Source organism: Rhodococcus sp. MS16 (genome assembly GCF_013277795.1).
Lineage (GTDB): Bacteria > Actinomycetota > Actinomycetes > Mycobacteriales > Mycobacteriaceae > Rhodococcus_F > Rhodococcus_F globerula.
The window spans coordinates 178935-195553 of the sequence record NZ_VBTM01000004.1 but is presented as its reverse complement, the minus strand read 5'-3'; the positions used below and the strand labels follow the sequence as shown (position 1 = coordinate 195553).

18 protein-coding genes are annotated in these 16619 nt (G+C 62.8%); 8 read left to right on the top strand and 10 right to left on the bottom strand.

What is annotated here, in order from left to right; all coding sequences use genetic code 11:
• Nucleotides 1-74 precede the first annotated feature (74 nt).
• Nucleotides 75-1304 carry an MFS transporter gene (locus FEZ60_RS10415; protein ID WP_172936066.1) on the bottom strand — a complete coding sequence of 410 codons (1230 nt, stop codon included), beginning with the start codon at nucleotides 1302-1304 and terminating at the stop codon, nucleotides 75-77.
• Nucleotides 1305-1394: 90 nt separating this feature from the next.
• Here FEZ60_RS10415 and FEZ60_RS10410 point away from each other — a divergent pair, with 90 nt between their 5' ends.
• Nucleotides 1395-2060 (top strand): FCD domain-containing protein, encoded by a 666-nt coding sequence (locus FEZ60_RS10410; RefSeq protein ID WP_033231164.1) that lies wholly within the window; start codon nucleotides 1395-1397, stop codon nucleotides 2058-2060.
• A 9-nt stretch (nucleotides 2061-2069) separates the two neighbouring features.
• Here the strand turns inward: FEZ60_RS10410 and FEZ60_RS10405 are convergent, their stop codons facing one another.
• From FEZ60_RS10405 to FEZ60_RS10395, 3 genes are read right to left on the bottom strand one after another with little or no spacing between them, the layout of a single operon-like run.
• The gene (locus FEZ60_RS10405; protein WP_033231496.1) at nucleotides 2070-2924 is read right to left on the bottom strand and encodes a TIGR02569 family protein; all 855 of its coding nucleotides are present in this window, start codon (nucleotides 2922-2924) and stop codon (nucleotides 2070-2072) included.
• 47 nt (nucleotides 2925-2971) lie between these two features.
• Nucleotides 2972-4159, bottom strand: coding sequence for an adenylyltransferase/sulfurtransferase MoeZ (gene moeZ, locus FEZ60_RS10400; RefSeq protein WP_172936065.1), 1188 nt, complete (start codon nucleotides 4157-4159; stop codon nucleotides 2972-2974).
• A gap of 23 nt (nucleotides 4160-4182) precedes the next feature.
• Nucleotides 4183-5172, bottom strand: coding sequence for a DUF3152 domain-containing protein (locus FEZ60_RS10395; protein ID WP_230589980.1), 990 nt, complete (start codon nucleotides 5170-5172; stop codon nucleotides 4183-4185).
• Nucleotides 5173-5567: 395 nt separating this feature from the next.
• Between FEZ60_RS10395 and FEZ60_RS10390 the strand changes: the two genes are divergently transcribed.
• Complete coding sequence (locus tag FEZ60_RS10390) at nucleotides 5568-6230, top strand: TetR/AcrR family transcriptional regulator (protein ID WP_033231167.1); 663 nt, start codon at nucleotides 5568-5570, stop codon at nucleotides 6228-6230.
• Between the two features lie 97 nt (nucleotides 6231-6327).
• Here FEZ60_RS10390 and FEZ60_RS10385 read toward each other — a convergent pair whose 3' ends face one another.
• Together FEZ60_RS10385 and FEZ60_RS10380 are read right to left on the bottom strand one after the other, a co-directional pair.
• On the bottom strand, nucleotides 6328-6558 hold the full coding sequence (locus FEZ60_RS10385) for a DUF3107 domain-containing protein (RefSeq protein WP_033231168.1): 231 nt from the start codon (nucleotides 6556-6558) through the stop codon (nucleotides 6328-6330).
• 105 nt (nucleotides 6559-6663) lie between these two features.
• A complete protein-coding gene (locus FEZ60_RS10380; protein WP_033231169.1) occupies nucleotides 6664-7359 on the bottom strand; it encodes a ferritin-like fold-containing protein in 696 nt (231 codons plus the stop codon).
• Nucleotides 7360-7788: 429 nt separating this feature from the next.
• On the opposite strand from FEZ60_RS10380, the gene FEZ60_RS10375 reads away from it, so the two are divergent.
• Nucleotides 7789-9330, top strand: coding sequence for a DEAD/DEAH box helicase (locus FEZ60_RS10375; RefSeq protein WP_233365338.1), 1542 nt, complete (start codon nucleotides 7789-7791; stop codon nucleotides 9328-9330).
• A gap of 9 nt (nucleotides 9331-9339) precedes the next feature.
• Entirely contained in the window at nucleotides 9340-10542 is a 1203-nt protein-coding gene (locus FEZ60_RS10370) for a PQQ-binding-like beta-propeller repeat protein (protein ID WP_141484512.1), read from the top strand.
• A gap of 6 nt (nucleotides 10543-10548) precedes the next feature.
• On the opposite strand, the gene FEZ60_RS10365 is transcribed toward FEZ60_RS10370, so the two are convergent.
• Nucleotides 10549-11346 carry a ParA family protein gene (locus FEZ60_RS10365; protein WP_033231497.1) on the bottom strand — a complete coding sequence of 266 codons (798 nt, stop codon included), beginning with the start codon at nucleotides 11344-11346 and terminating at the stop codon, nucleotides 10549-10551.
• 84 nt (nucleotides 11347-11430) lie between these two features.
• On the opposite strand from FEZ60_RS10365, the gene FEZ60_RS10360 reads away from it, so the two are divergent.
• Nucleotides 11431-12051, top strand: a complete 621-nt coding sequence (locus tag FEZ60_RS10360) for an acid phosphatase (RefSeq protein ID WP_051730206.1) — start codon at nucleotides 11431-11433, stop codon at nucleotides 12049-12051.
• A gap of 5 nt (nucleotides 12052-12056) precedes the next feature.
• Nucleotides 12057-12536: a GNAT family N-acetyltransferase gene (locus FEZ60_RS10355; protein WP_033231172.1), complete on the top strand. Its 480-nt coding sequence runs from the start codon at nucleotides 12057-12059 to the stop codon at nucleotides 12534-12536.
• Nucleotides 12537-12540: 4 nt separating this feature from the next.
• Here the strand turns inward: FEZ60_RS10355 and FEZ60_RS10350 are convergent, their stop codons facing one another.
• Nucleotides 12541-13011 carry a hypothetical protein gene (locus FEZ60_RS10350; protein WP_172936064.1) on the bottom strand — a complete coding sequence of 157 codons (471 nt, stop codon included), beginning with the start codon at nucleotides 13009-13011 and terminating at the stop codon, nucleotides 12541-12543.
• 41 nt (nucleotides 13012-13052) lie between these two features.
• Here FEZ60_RS10350 and FEZ60_RS10345 point away from each other — a divergent pair, with 41 nt between their 5' ends.
• Both FEZ60_RS10345 and FEZ60_RS10340 read left to right on the top strand, forming a co-directional pair.
• Nucleotides 13053-14009 carry a diacylglycerol kinase family protein gene (locus tag FEZ60_RS10345; protein WP_033231174.1) on the top strand — a complete coding sequence of 319 codons (957 nt, stop codon included), beginning with the start codon at nucleotides 13053-13055 and terminating at the stop codon, nucleotides 14007-14009.
• A 253-nt stretch (nucleotides 14010-14262) separates the two neighbouring features.
• Nucleotides 14263-14517, top strand: a complete 255-nt coding sequence (locus tag FEZ60_RS10340) for a WhiB family transcriptional regulator (RefSeq protein WP_003940950.1) — start codon at nucleotides 14263-14265, stop codon at nucleotides 14515-14517.
• Between the two features lie 134 nt (nucleotides 14518-14651).
• Here FEZ60_RS10340 and FEZ60_RS10335 read toward each other — a convergent pair whose 3' ends face one another.
• Entirely contained in the window at nucleotides 14652-16154 is a 1503-nt protein-coding gene (locus FEZ60_RS10335) for a histidine kinase N-terminal domain-containing protein (RefSeq protein ID WP_033231175.1), read from the bottom strand.
• A gap of 10 nt (nucleotides 16155-16164) precedes the next feature.
• Nucleotides 16165-16380: a biotin/lipoyl-binding carrier protein gene (locus FEZ60_RS10330; protein WP_033231176.1), complete on the bottom strand. Its 216-nt coding sequence runs from the start codon at nucleotides 16378-16380 to the stop codon at nucleotides 16165-16167.
• Between the last annotated feature and the right edge of the window lie 239 nt (nucleotides 16381-16619).

Sequence of the window (16619 nt, the reverse complement as noted above, 5' to 3'; positions counted from 1 at the left end):
TATTGCGCCGGTGCTGCGCGCGGTGACCGAGAAGTCAATTGATCCTCACCCGGTAACAGGACTTGATGTGAGGACTATCGGGCGTGCCAGGAGTCCTCGAGCATCCGCGGCTTGCAGGCTTGATATGCACCGACCAGCACTACGACGACGGCAACGACGAGCAGTCCGAAGGGGGCCGCATATCCATCCGTCGCATCGTGAAACACGCCGAACAGCAACGGTCCGAGGCACGCCACTGTGTAACCGATGCCCTGAGTGAAGCCGGACAACGCCGATGATCCGGCGTGCGAACGTGTGCGGAGGTTGATCAACGTCAGCGCCATCGGGAACGTACTCGGACCAAGACCCAGGACGACAACCCAGACGATCGGTGCGGCCATCGGCGCGAAGTACAGGCCGGCAAAGCCGATCAGATAGCAAGCAGCACAGACGATCACCACGGGGAACGGATTAGCGATCCGAGCACAGAGCGTCGGGGCACCGAATGCCGCGACCAGACCCATCACCGAGAAGACTCCGACCATGGTTCCACCGAAGGCATCGCTGGCACCGGCGTCGGCAAGGATCGACGGAATCCAGGTGAACATCGAGTACGTGATCAGCGAGGTCATACCGAACATGCCGGCCATCCCCCACGCAACGGGTGAACGCCACACCTGACCGCGGCGACTCGCGTCGACTGTCGGTGCAACAACTGTCTCGGCTTCGGCTTTCCGCGAGCGTGCCAGGGTGATCAGCCACGGTACGGCCGCGGCAAAGCCGAATGCAGCCCACCATCCGATGGAGAACCGCCATCCGAAGGCGTCGGCCACGGGAACCGCGACAAATGCCGGAACGATGGTGCCGATCTGCACGGCGACGATGTAGACCGAACTCATGGTGGCAAGACGATCGGAGAAGTATCGCTTGACCAACGGCGGGATCACGACATTGCCGATACCCATGCCCGCCAACGCGAGAGCCGAAAGGGCGAGCAACGACCACGTCTGAGACATCATGGCGCGCAACAGCATTCCGACGGCAGCCATGATCATGGCCAGCAACGCGGTGCGTTCGAGGCCGAGGCGCTTGGCCAGGGCAGGCGTGAGCAGACCGAAGACGGCGAACATCGCCGTCGGCACCATCCCGAAGACACCGACCACCGAACCGGAGAAACCGAACTCGTCTTGGATCTGCGACGCGAGCGGAGAGAACGACGTCACCGCAAGTCGCAGTACGAGCGCAGACATCGCGATGGCAGCGAATACGAGCACACGGCCTTTGACGAGCGGGCGGCGTTCTGTTCTCTCCAGTTGAGCAGTCACCGAGAAATCATAGGATGACCGGACGAAATGACACAAGGGAGATAATCTAGCGTCACCACCGATCAGTTACCGGAAACCGAGGAACACCACGTGCAACCAGTTCGACGCGCCAGCCTCATCTCACAGGTCACCGAACAACTCCGCGACGAAATACGGAGCGGAACGTGGCCCGTCGGAACAAGGATTCCCACCGAACCCGAACTGACCGAACTGACCGGCACCGGGCGGAACACCGTGCGTGAGGCTGTGCAGGCACTCGTGCACGCGGGCATGCTCGAGCGCCGACAGGGCTCGGGAACCTACGTTGTGGCACTCACCGATCTCGGTGGCACCCTCGGCAACTACTTCGCCGGAGCGCACGAGCGCGACGTACTCGAACTGCGTCGAGCACTCGACATCACCGCTGCGACACTCGCCGCCGCCCGGCGCACCGATGACGACGTCGCCGAACTGACACGCCTACTCGCGGTACGGGCAGCAACCTGGGAGGGTCACGACACCACAGCGGCCGCCGTGGCCGACGCGGCACTGCACCGCGCGATTGTCGCGGCCAGTCACAATGCGGTGTACCTGGAGTTCTACGACTCCCTGCTGCCCGTCATCGAATCAACGATCCATCAGCACATCGACGCCACCGGCGAAGGATTCCACAGCCGGCATCAGAACCTCGTGACGGCGGTCATCGCGGGTGATACACGGGCCGCATCGGATGCAGCGCGTGATCTGTTCGAAGGCCTGGTCGCCGACTTCGGCTGACCACGCGAGCTAGAGAAGCAACCGGACGATATCGGAGGTTCGGGCCAGCCCGGGAAACGCGTCCGCCGTCGACCGGGGATGCAGAACATGAACAGCCAACCGGAACATCACGGCTCGAAGCAGCATCTGCGGCCACTCCGGCAGATCCTCCCACCGGCCTACCAGTGCCTCGTCGGCGCCGCCCCACGAGATGGCGTCGACAACCGCGACAGCTGCGGCCCAGGCCGCCGGTCGCCAGTACGGCGTGATGTCGGTGATCCCGGGAGCCATGCTGCCCGAGAACAGAACGGTGCCGAACAGATCACCGTGCACCAATTGATCAGGACTCTGAACCGGTTTACGGAGAGTGGCCAGACCCGCGATCAGTTCGAGGCTCTTACGCCCGTCGGGAGTCGGCGACTCGAGCTGCTCGACGCCCTTCGCAATTCTCAGCGGAACCGTTTCCCAGGCCGCGCGGTCAGCGGCAACAAACACGTCGACCTCCGCCCACGGTGGGACCGGGGGCTGCGCCAGGAATCGCGGACGCTCCAGCGACGCCGTAGCAGCGTGGAGCCTGCACGACATGGAAACAACCTCGTCATGCCGCGGTTCAGGTGTTCCGACGATGAAAGTGTCGGCGCGCCAACCGGATACGACATACCTGCCGTCGGTCGATCGGACCGGACGGGCCAAACGCACCCCGTCGACTTCGAGATTCTCACGCACTTTTGCCGACCAGGCCGCGCGCGCATGATCCGCGACGGCAGAAAGGACGACGTCTCCACACAACCAACCGCCGTCCCAATCCGCACCGAGTGGGATGGGCTCGACTTCGCGGAGGCCGAAGGTGGAGCACACGTGTTGGGGAGGTTGGCCTGTGCTCACCACCCCAACGCTACCGGTGCGAACCCGCTACGGGGTGCAAGGCACGCCTAGTAGAGGGGCAGAGAAGTATCCACCTGTTTCGCCCACGCGACCGCGCCGCCCTGCACATGAACGGCATCCGCGAACCCGGCGCTCTTGAGGACGGCAAGCGCCTCAGCCGACCGGATACCGGTTTTGCAGTACAGAACTATCTGCTTGTTCTGCGGCAACGACGCCAACGCTTCACCCGAGACAATCCGGCCCTTCGGAATCAGAACCGCCCCCGGCAGGTGCATGATGTCCCACTCGACGGGTTCTCGCACGTCAACGAGCTGCAACTCGCGACCGCTCTCGATCAGCTGCGCGAGTTCCGGCGCCGTGATCGTCGACTGTGCCACTGCCGCGCTCGCCTCCTCGGACACCACACCGCAGAACTCGTCGTAATCGATCAGTTCCGTCACCGGCGCCCGCGACGGGTCACGTTGCAACCGAATTGTGCGGAATGTCATCGACAACGCGTCGTACATCATCAGGCGACCGAGCAACGGTTCGCCGATTCCCGTGATCAGTTTCACGGCCTCCGTGGCCATGATCGAACCCACAGTCGCCGGCAGGACACCGAGCACACCACCCTCCGCACACGACGGCACCATGCCTGGCGGCGGAGCTTCGGGGTACAGGTCCCGATAGTTCAGGCCCACACCGCCCGGCGCGTCTTCCCAGAACACGGAGACCTGGCCTTCGAAGCGATAAATCGAACCCCACACGTACGGCTTACCGGCGATGACGGCGGCATCGTTGACGAGGTACCGCGTCGCGAAGTTGTCCGTGCCGTCGAGGATCAGGTCGTACTCGGCGAACAGTTCGACCGCGTTGGAGTTGTCCAGGCGGAACTCGTGCAAGCGCACGTCGACGTGGTCGTTGATCTCGAGGATCGACTCGCGCGCACTGACCGCCTTGGAGCGGCCGACGTCCGAGCGGCCGTGAATGACCTGCCGTTGCAAGTTCGACATGTCGACTTCGTCGAAATCGACGATGCCGATTGTTCCCACTCCCGCCGCAGCGAGGTAGAGCAATGCCGGCGAGCCGAGTCCGCCGGCACCGATGAACAGGACCTTCGCGTTCTTGAGCCGCTTCTGACCCGACATCCCGACGTTCGGAATGATCAGATGCCGGCTGTACCTCGCGACTTCTTCCCGGCTCAACTCAGCGGCAGGCTCCACCAGAGGTGGCAGGACGACGGGTGATGCGGACACGAACGAACTCCTGAATTATCTACTTACGCTCTCGGATACGGCCACGGATTGAAACGGCAGGTCAGTCCGTTCATCGGTACGACGCCATCGGGATCGAGGACCGCGATGTCGTTATTGGCGGTTCCGAACGTCTGCTGCATCATGATCGGCGCCAAACCACCTTCGGTTTCGCACGGCTGATGTTGGGCGTATCCAATGGCATGGCCGACTTCGTGGTTGATCTGATACTGCCGGTACGAACCGATGTCACCCTGGAACGAGATTGCTCCGCGAACCCATCGCGGCTCGTTGAGCAGGACTCGATCCATACCCGGGTTGTAGCACGAGCCTTCGAGTTCGATCTCGTATCCACAGCCGTCGCGAATGGTCATCTGAGAAGTCAACGAGATGCGAAAATCGGGCGAACCGGAATCGATACGCCGGAATGCGACCTTCGGATCGTTGGTCCAACTCTTGGGATTGGCCAGCGTCTGATCGATCATCCGGCCGTACGACTCGTCGCCGCCGAATCCGGTGGTGTCGACGCCGTCCTCGATTTCGACGGTGTACGTGAACTCACGCTCGGTGCCCTGCCCGACCTTGCCCGTAGTTCCGGGGACTATGTGCCACGTGCCACCACCGGTGACCGCAAACGGTCCCCCATCCGGAAGTGCTCCGGACGGTATCGATGCCGCGAACTCGCCGTCGGCAGCCGGCGGAGCCCCGATGACATCGGTCCCGTCGGTGCTGTGCGCGAGGTCGGCAGTAGCCGTCGTAGACGACGAGGAATCCGTGACGGGGTCCGCACGCAGAGCGTCGAAGATGACAAAAATCGTCAGAATTGCGAGCACGGGAATCGCGTACGCACGCCACCCGTACGTCGCGACGAACTTGCCGAGCCGACTCTGCTTACGGGCACTGCGATCCGGCCGTGGGGTGCGTGGGGTCTTGCCCACCTGCCTCTTCGTGGGATCCCACTGCGCTCGCAACGGCTGGTGCGACGCAATTCCTCGGTAGTCGCGCTCTCCGTACATCCGGTCCTCGGGCGCACGGCTCTCACCGTCTTGGTTGCCCCACGGCTCGCTCACTCCGCTGCGCATTCGAAGCTCGTCACGGTCAGGGTTCTGCGTAGTTCGTCCACGCATGCGCGGTCCCCCTGGGTCAGTCACGGCTCCAGAATCTCACATCCCGCAAGCGGCAGGCTCCGACCGCACGAAACCCGCAGGCAAGGGCGTGTCAGATGTGCCATCCACCACATCACGCCGCGCGAGGTTCCGCTTGCCGAGACGAAAAAACGCGAGCGCGCGACACACGGTATCGTTCATGCAGCTACGGCTGATGTGACGGAGGATACTGGCGAGTACGCATTCGCGACTCGACATATTCGTGCCGCGGCCGAATTTTACTTTTGCTCAGATTGGACAGCGACATGACAGAACTCGCGGATCGGACAGAATCCGATCGCGGTACATCGGCCGGTAAGCCGGCTGGAACCCGTCGCAGCACCCGCCTTCCGCGAGATGCACGCCGGCTCCAGCTCCTCGCCGCTGCCAGCGAGGTGTTCGTAGCCAACGGCTACCACTCTGCGGGTATGGACGAGATCGCCGAATGCGCAGGCGTGAGCAAGCCGGTCTTGTACCAGCATTTCCCAGGCAAACTCGAACTGTATGTAGCGGTTCTGCAGAGTTACGTCGACAGCCTTATCTCCGGTGTCCGCCAAGCCCTGCGCTCGACCACCGACAACAAACAGCGTGTGCGTGCCGCTGTTCAGGCATTCTTCGATTTTGTCGACAACGATTCACAGGGCTTCCGCCTCGTCTTCGAGTCCGACATCATGGGTGAGCCGCAGGTGCAGACGCGGGTCGAGCAAGCCACCGAAGCGTGCGTCGACGCAGTCTTCGACCTGGTCAGCCACGATTCCGGCCTCGACCCCTACCGGGCGCGCATCCTTGCCGTCGGCCTGGTCGGCGCCAGCCAGTTCACGGCTCGCTACTGGCTGGAAGCAGCTCGCCCGATCCCCAAGGAAGAAGCCATCGAAATCACGGTGACCCTGGCCTGGGGCGGTCTCTCGAGAGTGCCCTTGCAGTCCTGAAGACACAGCAGTCCTGATCTTTACGGCAGTCCTGTTTCTTACAGAAAAGGGCGGGCAGTCTCAGCTGAGACTGCCCGCCCTTTTCTTACCTAACGCATCAGACGGTAGGCGCAAACCCAACCTTGCGAATATCGGACGGCCCGATTTCCACATATGCGACGCGGCTCGCCTGCACCAGGAACTTGCGGCCCTTGTCGTCGACGAGCGAAAGAACCGGCTCGCCGCCACCGAGGACGCCTGAGACCAATGCCTCAACCTCGTCCGGGGTCTGTTCGCTGTTGACGATGAGCTCACGCGGGCTGTCGATTACACCGATCTTGACCTCCACGGTCAACCTCCGAACTGTTCGTGAAATACATCAGCTGTCCTGGCCAGGCTAATGCAGCATCACTCCCACATGCTCGCTGCCGCGCTGTGCCGATAGCGAACAGGCTCAGACCAGTCCGAGCGTGGCCATGCGCTCGGCATGCTTTTCCTGCATACCGTCGAACAATGCGACCACACCGTTGAGATCACCGGAGGCGGAAATCACCAGGTCCGTGAGATCGTCGCGCTGCGCGAGAACAAACTGTGCCTGCGTGATCGCCTCACCGAGCAGCCGGCGTCCCCACAGCATGAGGCGGTCCTTGACCCGGCTGCTCGACTCCACGGCGGCCTTCACTTCGAGGACCACGAATTCGGAATGCCCGGTCTGGGAGAGAACGTCCTCGACGATCTCGGCCACGTCTTCCGGTAACGAATGACCGATTTCCCGATAGAAGTCGGCGGCAATTCCGTCGCCGACATAGGCCTTCACGAGGGATTCCATCCACGTCGACGGAGTGGTCGACGCGTGGTAGTTGTCCAGCGCGCGAACGAAAGGATCCATGACCGCAAAGATCTCGTGCCCACGTTCCGTCAGAGCCGCGCTCAACGTCTCGAAGTGCGCCATCTCCGCCGCCGCCATGCTGGCAAAAGCAACCTTTCCATGCAGGTCAGGAGCCATCTGCGCGTCCTCGGACAAGCGATAGAACGCTGATATCTCGCCGTACGCGAGTACCGCGAACAAATCGATCACGCCGGGATGGTCGGAAGGCACCCGGCCGGCGGTTCCAGTGTCAGTCGAAGCATCAAGATCGTGTGCGCCCATGCCTACGAACTCTAGTGCCACATCCCCGCTCGGTCCCCTCGATCACCCCATGTCGACAGGGGTGATCTAGGCCATGCTTTGCTGGGAATTGCCCGGTTACCGTTACAATGGTTTCGGGAGTCCGCTTAGTTTCCCCCGCCCGTTCATTCAGCGGGGATGATCTAGTACTCACGGACCCCACAGATAATGTGCGCGCACCTGCATCGAAGGTTGTTGCCCGCTTCGCCGAGATTTCACGGACGGCATCAGAACATCGGTCCGCGAAACCCCAGTGCTGAGGCGTAGGCAGAGCCGACGAACAAGAGGGCATCGACTTCGGCCGATTTACGGCCAGGCCCCTTACCTTGTGCGTGCGTACCGCAACGAGGAAAGGCTAGTCCCCTGAGCAAGATCACGATCGACCACGAAGACGAAGCAACAGAAAACACCGTGTCCGTCCAGCTCGACGACACCCATGTACCCCCGACGTTTGCCGAACTCGGTGTCCGCGACGAAATCGTCCGCGCGCTGAACGAGATCGGCATCGAACGCACTTTTGCCATCCAGGAACTCACACTTCCGTTGGCTCTCGCCGGCGACGACCTCATCGGTCAGGCCCGCACCGGAATGGGCAAGACCTTCGGTTTCGGCGTCCCGCTGCTGCACCGCATCGCCACTGCCTCCAATGGCACCGCTGCCCTCGACGGCACGCCCCGTGCCTTGATCATCGTCCCGACCCGCGAACTGTGCATCCAGGTTGCTCGCGACCTCGAGAACGCCAGTAAGTACCTCCGCGTCGGCGATCGCGGTCTCCAGGTTCTGCCCATCTACGGCGGCCGTCCCTACGAAGCTCAGATCTCGGCACTCCAGAAAGGCGTCGACGTTGTTGTCGGCACCCCGGGCCGCCTGCTCGACCTCGCGAACCAGTCGCACCTGATTCTCGGCAAGGTCGGCGTTCTCGTACTCGACGAAGCCGACGAAATGCTCGACCTCGGCTTCCTGCCCGACATCGAACGCCTCATGGGCATGGTCCCCGACAAGCGTCAGACGATGCTGTTCTCCGCAACGATGCCGGGCCCGATCATCACCCTGGCGCGTACCTTCCTGACGCAGCCGACGCACATCCGTGCCGAGGAAGCCGAATCGTCCGCCGTGCACGATCGCACGAGCCAGCACATCTACCGTGCACACGCACTCGACAAGGCCGAGATGGTCGCCCGCGTGCTGCAGGCCGAAGGTCGCGGCGCAACCATGATCTTCACCCGCACCAAGCGCACCGCCCAGAAAGTCGCCGACGATCTCGCCGAGCGCGGCTTCTCCGTCGGTGCCGTCCACGGTGACCTCGGACAGATCGCCCGTGAAAAGGCCCTGAAGGGCTTCCGTAACGGCAAGGTCGACGTTCTTGTCGCCACCGACGTCGCTGCTCGCGGTATCGACATCGACGACGTCACCCACGTCATCAACTACCAGTGCCCCGAGGACGAGAAGACGTACGTCCACCGCATCGGCCGTACCGGCCGAGCAGGACGCACCGGTATCGCCGTCACGCTGGTCGACTGGGACGACATCCCTCGCTGGCAGCTCATCGACAAGGCACTGAGCCTCGGAATTCCCGACCCGGTCGAGACGTACTCGAGCTCGCCGCACCTGTACGAAGAGCTGTCCATCCCGGCCGACGCGAAGGGCACCGTCCGCAAGGCTGCGCCTGCGAAGGCGCAAGCTGCGCCCGAAAAGGCGAACGCGGACACGAAGGCTGCTGCCGACACCGACGGAAGCGAAGAGAAGGCCGCTCCTCGTCGCAACCGGACCCGTCGCCGTACCCGGGCCGGCAGCGAATCAGCTGACGCAACTCAGACAACTGCACCCACGGCGGATGCTGCTGCACCCGCCGACGATGCTGCCACTTCAGCCGATTCCGACGCCGCATCCAAGCCGCGCCGTCGCCGTCGTCGTCGCCCGGCGCAGGCCGTTGCGGCAGCCGCAGCAGAGTAAGCTCCCCATGTGCTGGCACCTGAACGGCGTACTCGCTCTGATGTAATCGCGGCTCTCGGTATCGCGCTGGCCGTGATCGTGGCGGTGACCGTGGTGTGGTTGCGCAGTGATGCGCGCGGAACCACCTCGGTCACCGCTGACACGGCTCTCCCTCCGCTGACGACGTCCGCGGTTCTTCCGGACATTCTGCGCGAGGTGTGGGCGTTCCCGAGCGCGGACTCCACAGCTCCGATCGCCGTGGGCAACGCCGCAGTCACAGCGGACGGCTCCGACGTCGTCGGCCGTGACCCCGCCACCGGGGACGAAGTGTGGCGCTACTCGCGCAACTATCCACTGTGCGGAGCTATCGGTTCCTGGGATCGAGTCGTGGCGGTATACCAGGACGACCGTGGGTGCTCACAAGTCACCTCGCTGGTAGCCGACACCGGAGCACGTAAAGACCAGCGCAACAGTGACGCCGATCCGGCGGTCACCTTGTCGGCCGACGGCACCTATGTCATCTCCCTCGGTGACACCCGCATGGAACTGTGGCGCTCGGACCTTGTGCGCACGCTCGAGTACGGCCGCGTCGACGCCCCGGTCAATCCCAACAAGCAACCGCACGCAGGTTGCGAATTACTCAGCGCCGCTTCAAGTTCCAGCCGCGTGTCCGTCCTCCAGAAATGCGAGGGCGACGCGTCGAACCGTCTGACGATCATGAATCCCGCCCCGAAGGATGCTCAAGAACCACAGGAATACGGCACGGTCGTGCTTCCGGATTCCGAGGGTGCCCGCGTCGTCGCCGTGTCCGGTGAGAAGACCGCCGTCTATCTACCCGGCGCAAACGGAACCGTCTCTCGCCTCAGCATTTTCGACGGCGCCGGCACCGCACTGGTCGACTACCCCGTGAACGGCGTCGACTCTCAGCGCGCAACCCTCCGCACCGACAAGAACAGCATCACGTGGTGGACGGGCACCCAGACGATCAATCTTCGATCGAATGACTTGACCCCCACCTGGATCGTCGAGGGAACTGCCGGTCCGGGCACGCTGGTCTCCGATCAGCTTCTTGTTCCCGTACCCAACGGAATTGCCGTGATCAACCCCACCGACGGCGCCGTCATCCGCATGATCGGCGTCGACCGCGGCGACGTCACGTCACCGATCGTCATCGCGAGCGCCGGCGACACCATTCTCGAACAGCGCGACGGCACCCTGGTTGCGCTGCGCTGACTTGCCTCAGACCGTCGGGTCCGGCACAAAGGTGACGATTTCGCTTCCCGCCCAATGCTTTACAAGGTTCGCCGCCAGATCGCGATAGGCGTCGGCCCCCTTGTTCTTCCGGCCGGCCAATACCGTCGCACCGGACGCCGACGCCTCGGCGAACTTTACCGTCCGCGGGATCGGCGGAGCGAGCACCGGCAGTGAGTAGCGGTCGCTCACATCTGCGAGAACGTCGCGGCTGTGTGTAGTCCGAGCGTCGTACAGCGTCGGCAATGCACCGAGCAGAACCAGGTCGGGGTTGGTGATCGCCTGCACTTCGCGCACCGTACGCAGAAGCTGCCCCACACCGCGATGCGCCAGCGTTTCGCATTGCAGCGGAACAAGAACCGACTGCGCGGCAGTCAATCCGTTGAGCGTCAACACACCCAACGAGGGCGGGCAGTCGATGATGACGACGTCGTAGTTCCCGAGCAGCGGAGACAGCGCACGCTTGAGCGCGAACTCTCGGCCCGGACGCATCAGCAGGAGCGCTTCCGCTCCCGCCAGATCGATGGTTGCCGGCAGAAGATCCATGCCGTCACCGGTAGACAGGATCGCATCGGCGGCGTCGAGATCACCCGCCAGGACTTCGTTGACCGAACGTTCGAGCCGATCGGGATTGTGCCCGAGCGAGAACGTCAGGCACCCCTGAGGATCAAGATCCACCACCAGTACACGTTGACCGAGAGCGGACAGAGCCGCACCGAGGGAGGCGACGGTCGTGGTCTTGGCCACGCCGCCCTTTTGATTTGCCACTGCGAGAACCGTCGTCACAGATAGATCCTTGCGCATTTCGCTCGAAGAGGCGAACGCTACACGCGGATGTCGTGTCACGAGTTGTCCTGCAATGATGGGCACATGGCCTCCTCGGTTCGCAGCACCGTCACGTCCAATCCCCGCGTCATTCTCTTGCGTCACGGCGAAACCGAATGGGCCCGCAGCGGTAAGCACACCAGTCGCACCGAAGTCCCGCTCACCGCGCTCGGCGAGATCCAGGCCACCGCCACCGGCAATCGCATTCGAGCACTCGGCCTCCGCAATCCCATGATCCTGACCAGCCCACGGCTGCGCGCCCAGCGCACGGGCGAGCTCGCAGGGCTGCCGGACGAGCAGACCTGGGATGCATTGTCCGAGTGGGATTACGGCGACTACGAGGGACTCACTACGCCTGAAATTCGCACAAGCGTCCCCGATTGGACGGTGTGGAGTCATCCCTGCCCGGGCGGCGAGCATGCCGACGAGATCGGCGCCCGCACGGACATGGTGCTCAGCCTGGTGACGTCTCAGCTGGCCGAACGGGACGTCATCCTGATCGGGCACGGGCATTTCTCCCGCGCTCTCATCGCGCGGTGGCTCGAACTGCCCGTCTCCGAGGGCCGACGATTTGCCCTCTCCCCCGGCGCCTACTCGGTGCTCGGGTACGAACACGGATCGACGCATCTCCTGCACCACAACGTGCCACCGCTCGTGGAAGGCTGAGTGCCATGATCAGACGCGCCACTCCCGCCGACGTCCAGCCGATCACCGACATGATCTACGAACTTGCCGATTATCAGAAGGCGCTCGACGAGTGCACCGTCAAACCCGCTCAGATCGGCGAAGCACTTTTTGGTGATGCCGCGTCCGCTTTTGCCCATGTCGCGGTCTCCGAGAGCGGAGATGTTGTCGGTATGGCGCTGTGGTTCCGCAATTTCTCGACCTGGGAAGGCGTCTACGGCATCTACCTCGAAGACTTGTACGTGAAGCCCTCCGAGCGCGGATCAGGCCACGGCAAAGCCTTGTTGGCTGCTCTCGCGAAGGAATGCACGGACAACAACTACTCACGCCTGTCGTGGTCGGTGCTCAACTGGAACACATCGTCCATCGGGTTCTACGAATCACTCGGCGCCGAGGCGAAAACCGAGTGGACCACCTACCGACTGACCGGCGACCACCTGGGTTCGTTGGCCGCGCAGGCTCGCTAGAGCGTCAGCTGTCGGTCTTGTCCCGACCCTCGGTCGTTTCGGTCTCCTCGGTCGCGATCTCGTCGGAGAATGATCCGTACTCCAGTGCCATCCACTTGGACGTGGGCGCGGAGAACAGGAAAACCAGCGTCACGAGAACAACCGCTCCGAGGACAACACCGAGAAATACCTGGTGCGAGTCGGTCAAAAGCGACCAGGCAACCGGCAGAAGCAGCAACTGCGCAACGACGGCAATCGCGCGTCCCCACCGCCGACCCGTCAGCAGCGCGATACCGGCAGCCAACACGGCACCACCGAGAATTGCCACCCACGCGGCAAACCCGTAACCGTTGGTCACGCTCTGGTCGTGCCCGGTCAGACCCCGAATTACGGCGACTACGGCAAAGCCGGCCGCAACCAGACCTTGCAGCGTCACGAGGGCACCCGCCCACCTGACTGTGTTGGGAAGGGTATTCGGACTGGCAGTATTCGGCACGAGACCAGCCTAGAACACGACACCGGATAGGCTCATGCCCCGTGCGCGCACTGCTGATCGTCAATCCCAATGCCACCTCGACCACCGCGGCCGGTCGTGATCTGTTGGCTCACGCTCTCGAGAGTCGGGTGCGACTGACCGTGACGCACACAACCCATCGTGGTCACGCCGCCGAACTCGCGCGGCAAGCGCACGAAGACGGTTTCGGTGTGGTGATCGTCCACGGCGGCGACGGCACCGTCAACGAAGTGGTCAACGGCCTCCTCGGATCGCCGCATCCGACATCGATGAAAGCCGTGCCCGTAGGACCCATTCCGACCGTCGCGGTTGTTCCCGGTGGATCCGCCAACGTGTTTGCCCGTTCACTGGGCATTGCACCCGATCCTGTCGATGCCACCAATCAACTGATCGATCTCTTGAGCGAGCGGACTCGTCGACGCATCGGACTTGCCCACGCAGACAACCGATGGTTCACGTTCAACGCCGGGATGGGCCTCGACGCCGATGTGTGCGAGGCCGTCGACGCCAGTCGTAAGAACGGTGATCCCGCGACGCCGAGTCGATACGTGCGCACCGCGATCGCCGCGTTCTTCCGGGCCAAGCGAGCCGAACCTGCACTGACGGTCCAGCTTCCGGGTCAGGATCCCATTCCGGGCGTCCACTATGCATTCGTGTCCAATTCCAGCCCGTGGACCTATCTCGAAGCGCGCCCCGTACACACCAATCCCGGAACGACTTTCGACTCGGGGCTCGGACTCTTCGCGATGACGAGCACCAAAGTCCTTCCCTCCCTGAAGGTTGTCCGGCAACTGTTGGCGAAGGGCGCAGAGCCGAAATCGAAAGTCCTCGTACGGACCGACGACGTCGCGGCCATCACCATCGAGTCGTCACGGCCGATCGGTTTTCAAATGGACGGAGATTTCATCGGACTTCGCAAATCGGTCGAATTTACCGCTGTACCGGACGCACTCGAGGTCTTCGCTCCACTGCCTGCGTGATCCACACAACTGTCTTGACCTGCAAAAACAGTGGAAAACCGTCATTGCGCTCGGGTAAAATGCCGATGACTACAAGGTTGCCAATCGGTACGTCCGATTTTAGTGAGTTGGCCCACGAACCTGTCCAAATCTATTGACATACCGCGAGTTCGTGAAAGCATTCACAAGTAACAGTGCGGAAACATTGATTACGCACACACAAACTCATTGGTACCAAACGGTGTATTCACACCCAGCTTAAGGAGCGAAAAAGATGGACTGGCGCCACAACGCAATCTGTCGCGACGAGGATCCCGAACTGTTCTTCCCGGTGGGAAACAGCGGACCGGCCCTCGCACAGATTGCTGATGCCAAGGTTGTCTGCAACCGCTGCCCCGTCACCGCCGAATGCTTGTCCTGGGCTCTCGAGTCCGGTCAGGATGCAGGCGTGTGGGGCGGAATGAGCGAAGACGAGCGTCGCGCACTCAAGCGTCGCAACGCACGCACTCGCGCACGCACTTCCGTCTAGGCAAGTACTCGAGTACTTCAGACGTCCGACGCGAACGCGAGTACAACTCCTCCCGTTTTGCCGTCGAAGACGACAGCCCGGCACACCATGGTGCCGGGCTTTTTGTCTGCTCGAAATATCGCGATCGATGCGAATCAGTAACGCGCACTTCGCCTGCCGAGCGGCACACGGAGAACCGCATCGGTTCCGCCACCACTTCCCGGGTGCAATCCGAGTGAACCTCCGAGCTCTGCACCGAGCAGTGTCCGCACGATCTGCAAGCCCAGACGGTCGGATTTCTCGAGACTGAAACCCGCAGGCAAACCACGCCCGTTGTCGTGGATGATCACGTCCAGCCACCGCGCCGAACGCTCCGCGCTGAGAGTCACGGTGCCCGCGACGCCAGGATCGAACGCGTGCTCTATCGCGTTCTGTACCAACTCCGTCAGCACCATCACCAGCGGCGTCGCTCGCTCGGCGGAGAACACACCGAAACTACCCTCACGCCGGATCGTCACAGGCGCACCGACTCCCGCGACATCGGAGAGCATCGGAACCAACCGGTCGATCACCTCGTCGAGGTCGACCTCCTCGTCCACCGACATCGACAACGTGTCGTGCACCAACGCGATCGACGTAACGCGTCGTACCGATTCGGTCAAGGCCTGGCGTGCTTCGTCATTGCCAGTTCGCCGAGCCTGCAAGCGCAACAGCGCCGCGACGGTCTGCAAATTGTTCTTCACACGATGGTGAATTTCGCGGATGGTCGCGTCCTTGCTGAGCAGGGCACGATCTCGCCGCTTCACCTCGGTGACGTCGCGGACGACAACAGCAGCCCCCACATGGCGTCCACCCGGTTTGAGGACCAACGCACGCAGCAACACCGTGGCACCACGCGCTTCGATCTCCATCCGTCGACCGGGCTTGTCCGCCAAAGTGTCTCGGATGTAGCCGGCAGCCTCTTGCGATTCGAACGGGTCGGTCACCAACATCCGCGTCACCGCGGCGAGGTCCTGGCCCACAAGGTCCGCACTCAACCCCATGCGGTGATAGGCGGACAACGCATTCGGGCTCGCGTACACCACCCGCCCCTCGGTATCGAGCCGGATGAAACCGTCGCCTGCACGCGGACTCGAGTTGGTATCCGAACGCGATTCCCGAACCGGGAACGTGCCGTCGCTGATCATCTGACACAGGTCGGCAGCGCAATCCAGATACGCCACTTCCAACGGACTCTGCGCCCGCTGATGCGAGAGGTTGGTATCGCGACTGAGGGCGGCAATGACACGGCCGTCCAATCGCACCGGCAATGCCTCCCGGCGCGGCGGCATACCTTCGCGCCAGTCAGCGTCCTCCGTCCGCACCACCTGTCCCTCGACCAACGCGCGCAGAACCTGCGGATGCTCGGACTCCGACACAAGGGTCCCGACAGCGTCTTCCGGGAATGCCGTCGACGCGGTGGTCGGGCGGCAATGCGCGACGCAGATCACGCTTCCGGACGGCGCGGACTGATCCGATTCGGCGGCCACCCACAGCAGGACGTCGGCGAAGGAGAGGTCGGCGAGGAGCTGCCACTCGCCCACCACCCGTTGCAGATGATCGACGGCGGTGCCGGGTAGGTCGGTGTGTTCTGCCAGGAGGTCGCTGAGAGTGGACATTCGCGAACGCTTAGGAGATCACGGCGATCAAGTCGCCTTGCTGAATGACATCGCCGACCTTGACTCCCACGGTGGTGACGGTGCCCGCAACCTCCGCCAGCACCGGAATCTCCATCTTCATGGACTCCAGGATGACCAGCGTGTCGCCGTCCGCGACAACATCGCCCTCACTCACGACAACCTGGAACACCGTGGAAACCATTTCCGCGCGCACGTCTTCTGCCATCGTGAACCTCACTTCTGCCGAGAACCGGTAGGACTTCTGTCGCCGGGAGACCCGATCGACCTGCCAATGGAACCACACCGAGGTGGGCGTGAAAGAATGACGCGAAAGAAACAGAAGGGAGACCAATCATGGGTAAGCGCGGTCGTAAGAAGCGTAGCCGTAAGGGCAGTGCAGCTAACCATGGCAAGCGTCCAAACGCCTGACATGTAGTGCACCGACAACAAGGGGCGGGGAAGCAA

Coding starts and splice junctions, on each gene's coding strand:
- FEZ60_RS10395 (WP_230589980.1), bottom strand. CDS start 5,172: ATGTACGGAGAGCGCGACTACCGAGGAATTGCGTCGCACCAGCCGTTG.
- FEZ60_RS10390 (WP_033231167.1), top strand. CDS start 5,568: ATGACAGAACTCGCGGATCGGACAGAATCCGATCGCGGTACATCGGCC.
- FEZ60_RS10380 (WP_033231169.1), bottom strand. CDS start 7,359: ATGGGCGCACACGATCTTGATGCTTCGACTGACACTGGAACCGCCGGC.
- FEZ60_RS10360 (WP_051730206.1), top strand. CDS start 11,431: ATGGCCTCCTCGGTTCGCAGCACCGTCACGTCCAATCCCCGCGTCATT.
- FEZ60_RS10355 (WP_033231172.1), top strand. CDS start 12,057: ATGATCAGACGCGCCACTCCCGCCGACGTCCAGCCGATCACCGACATG.
- FEZ60_RS10340 (WP_003940950.1), top strand. CDS start 14,263: ATGGACTGGCGCCACAACGCAATCTGTCGCGACGAGGATCCCGAACTG.
- FEZ60_RS10335 (WP_033231175.1), bottom strand. CDS start 16,154: ATGTCCACTCTCAGCGACCTCCTGGCAGAACACACCGACCTACCCGGC.
- FEZ60_RS10330 (WP_033231176.1), bottom strand. CDS start 16,380: ATGGCAGAAGACGTGCGCGCGGAAATGGTTTCCACGGTGTTCCAGGTT.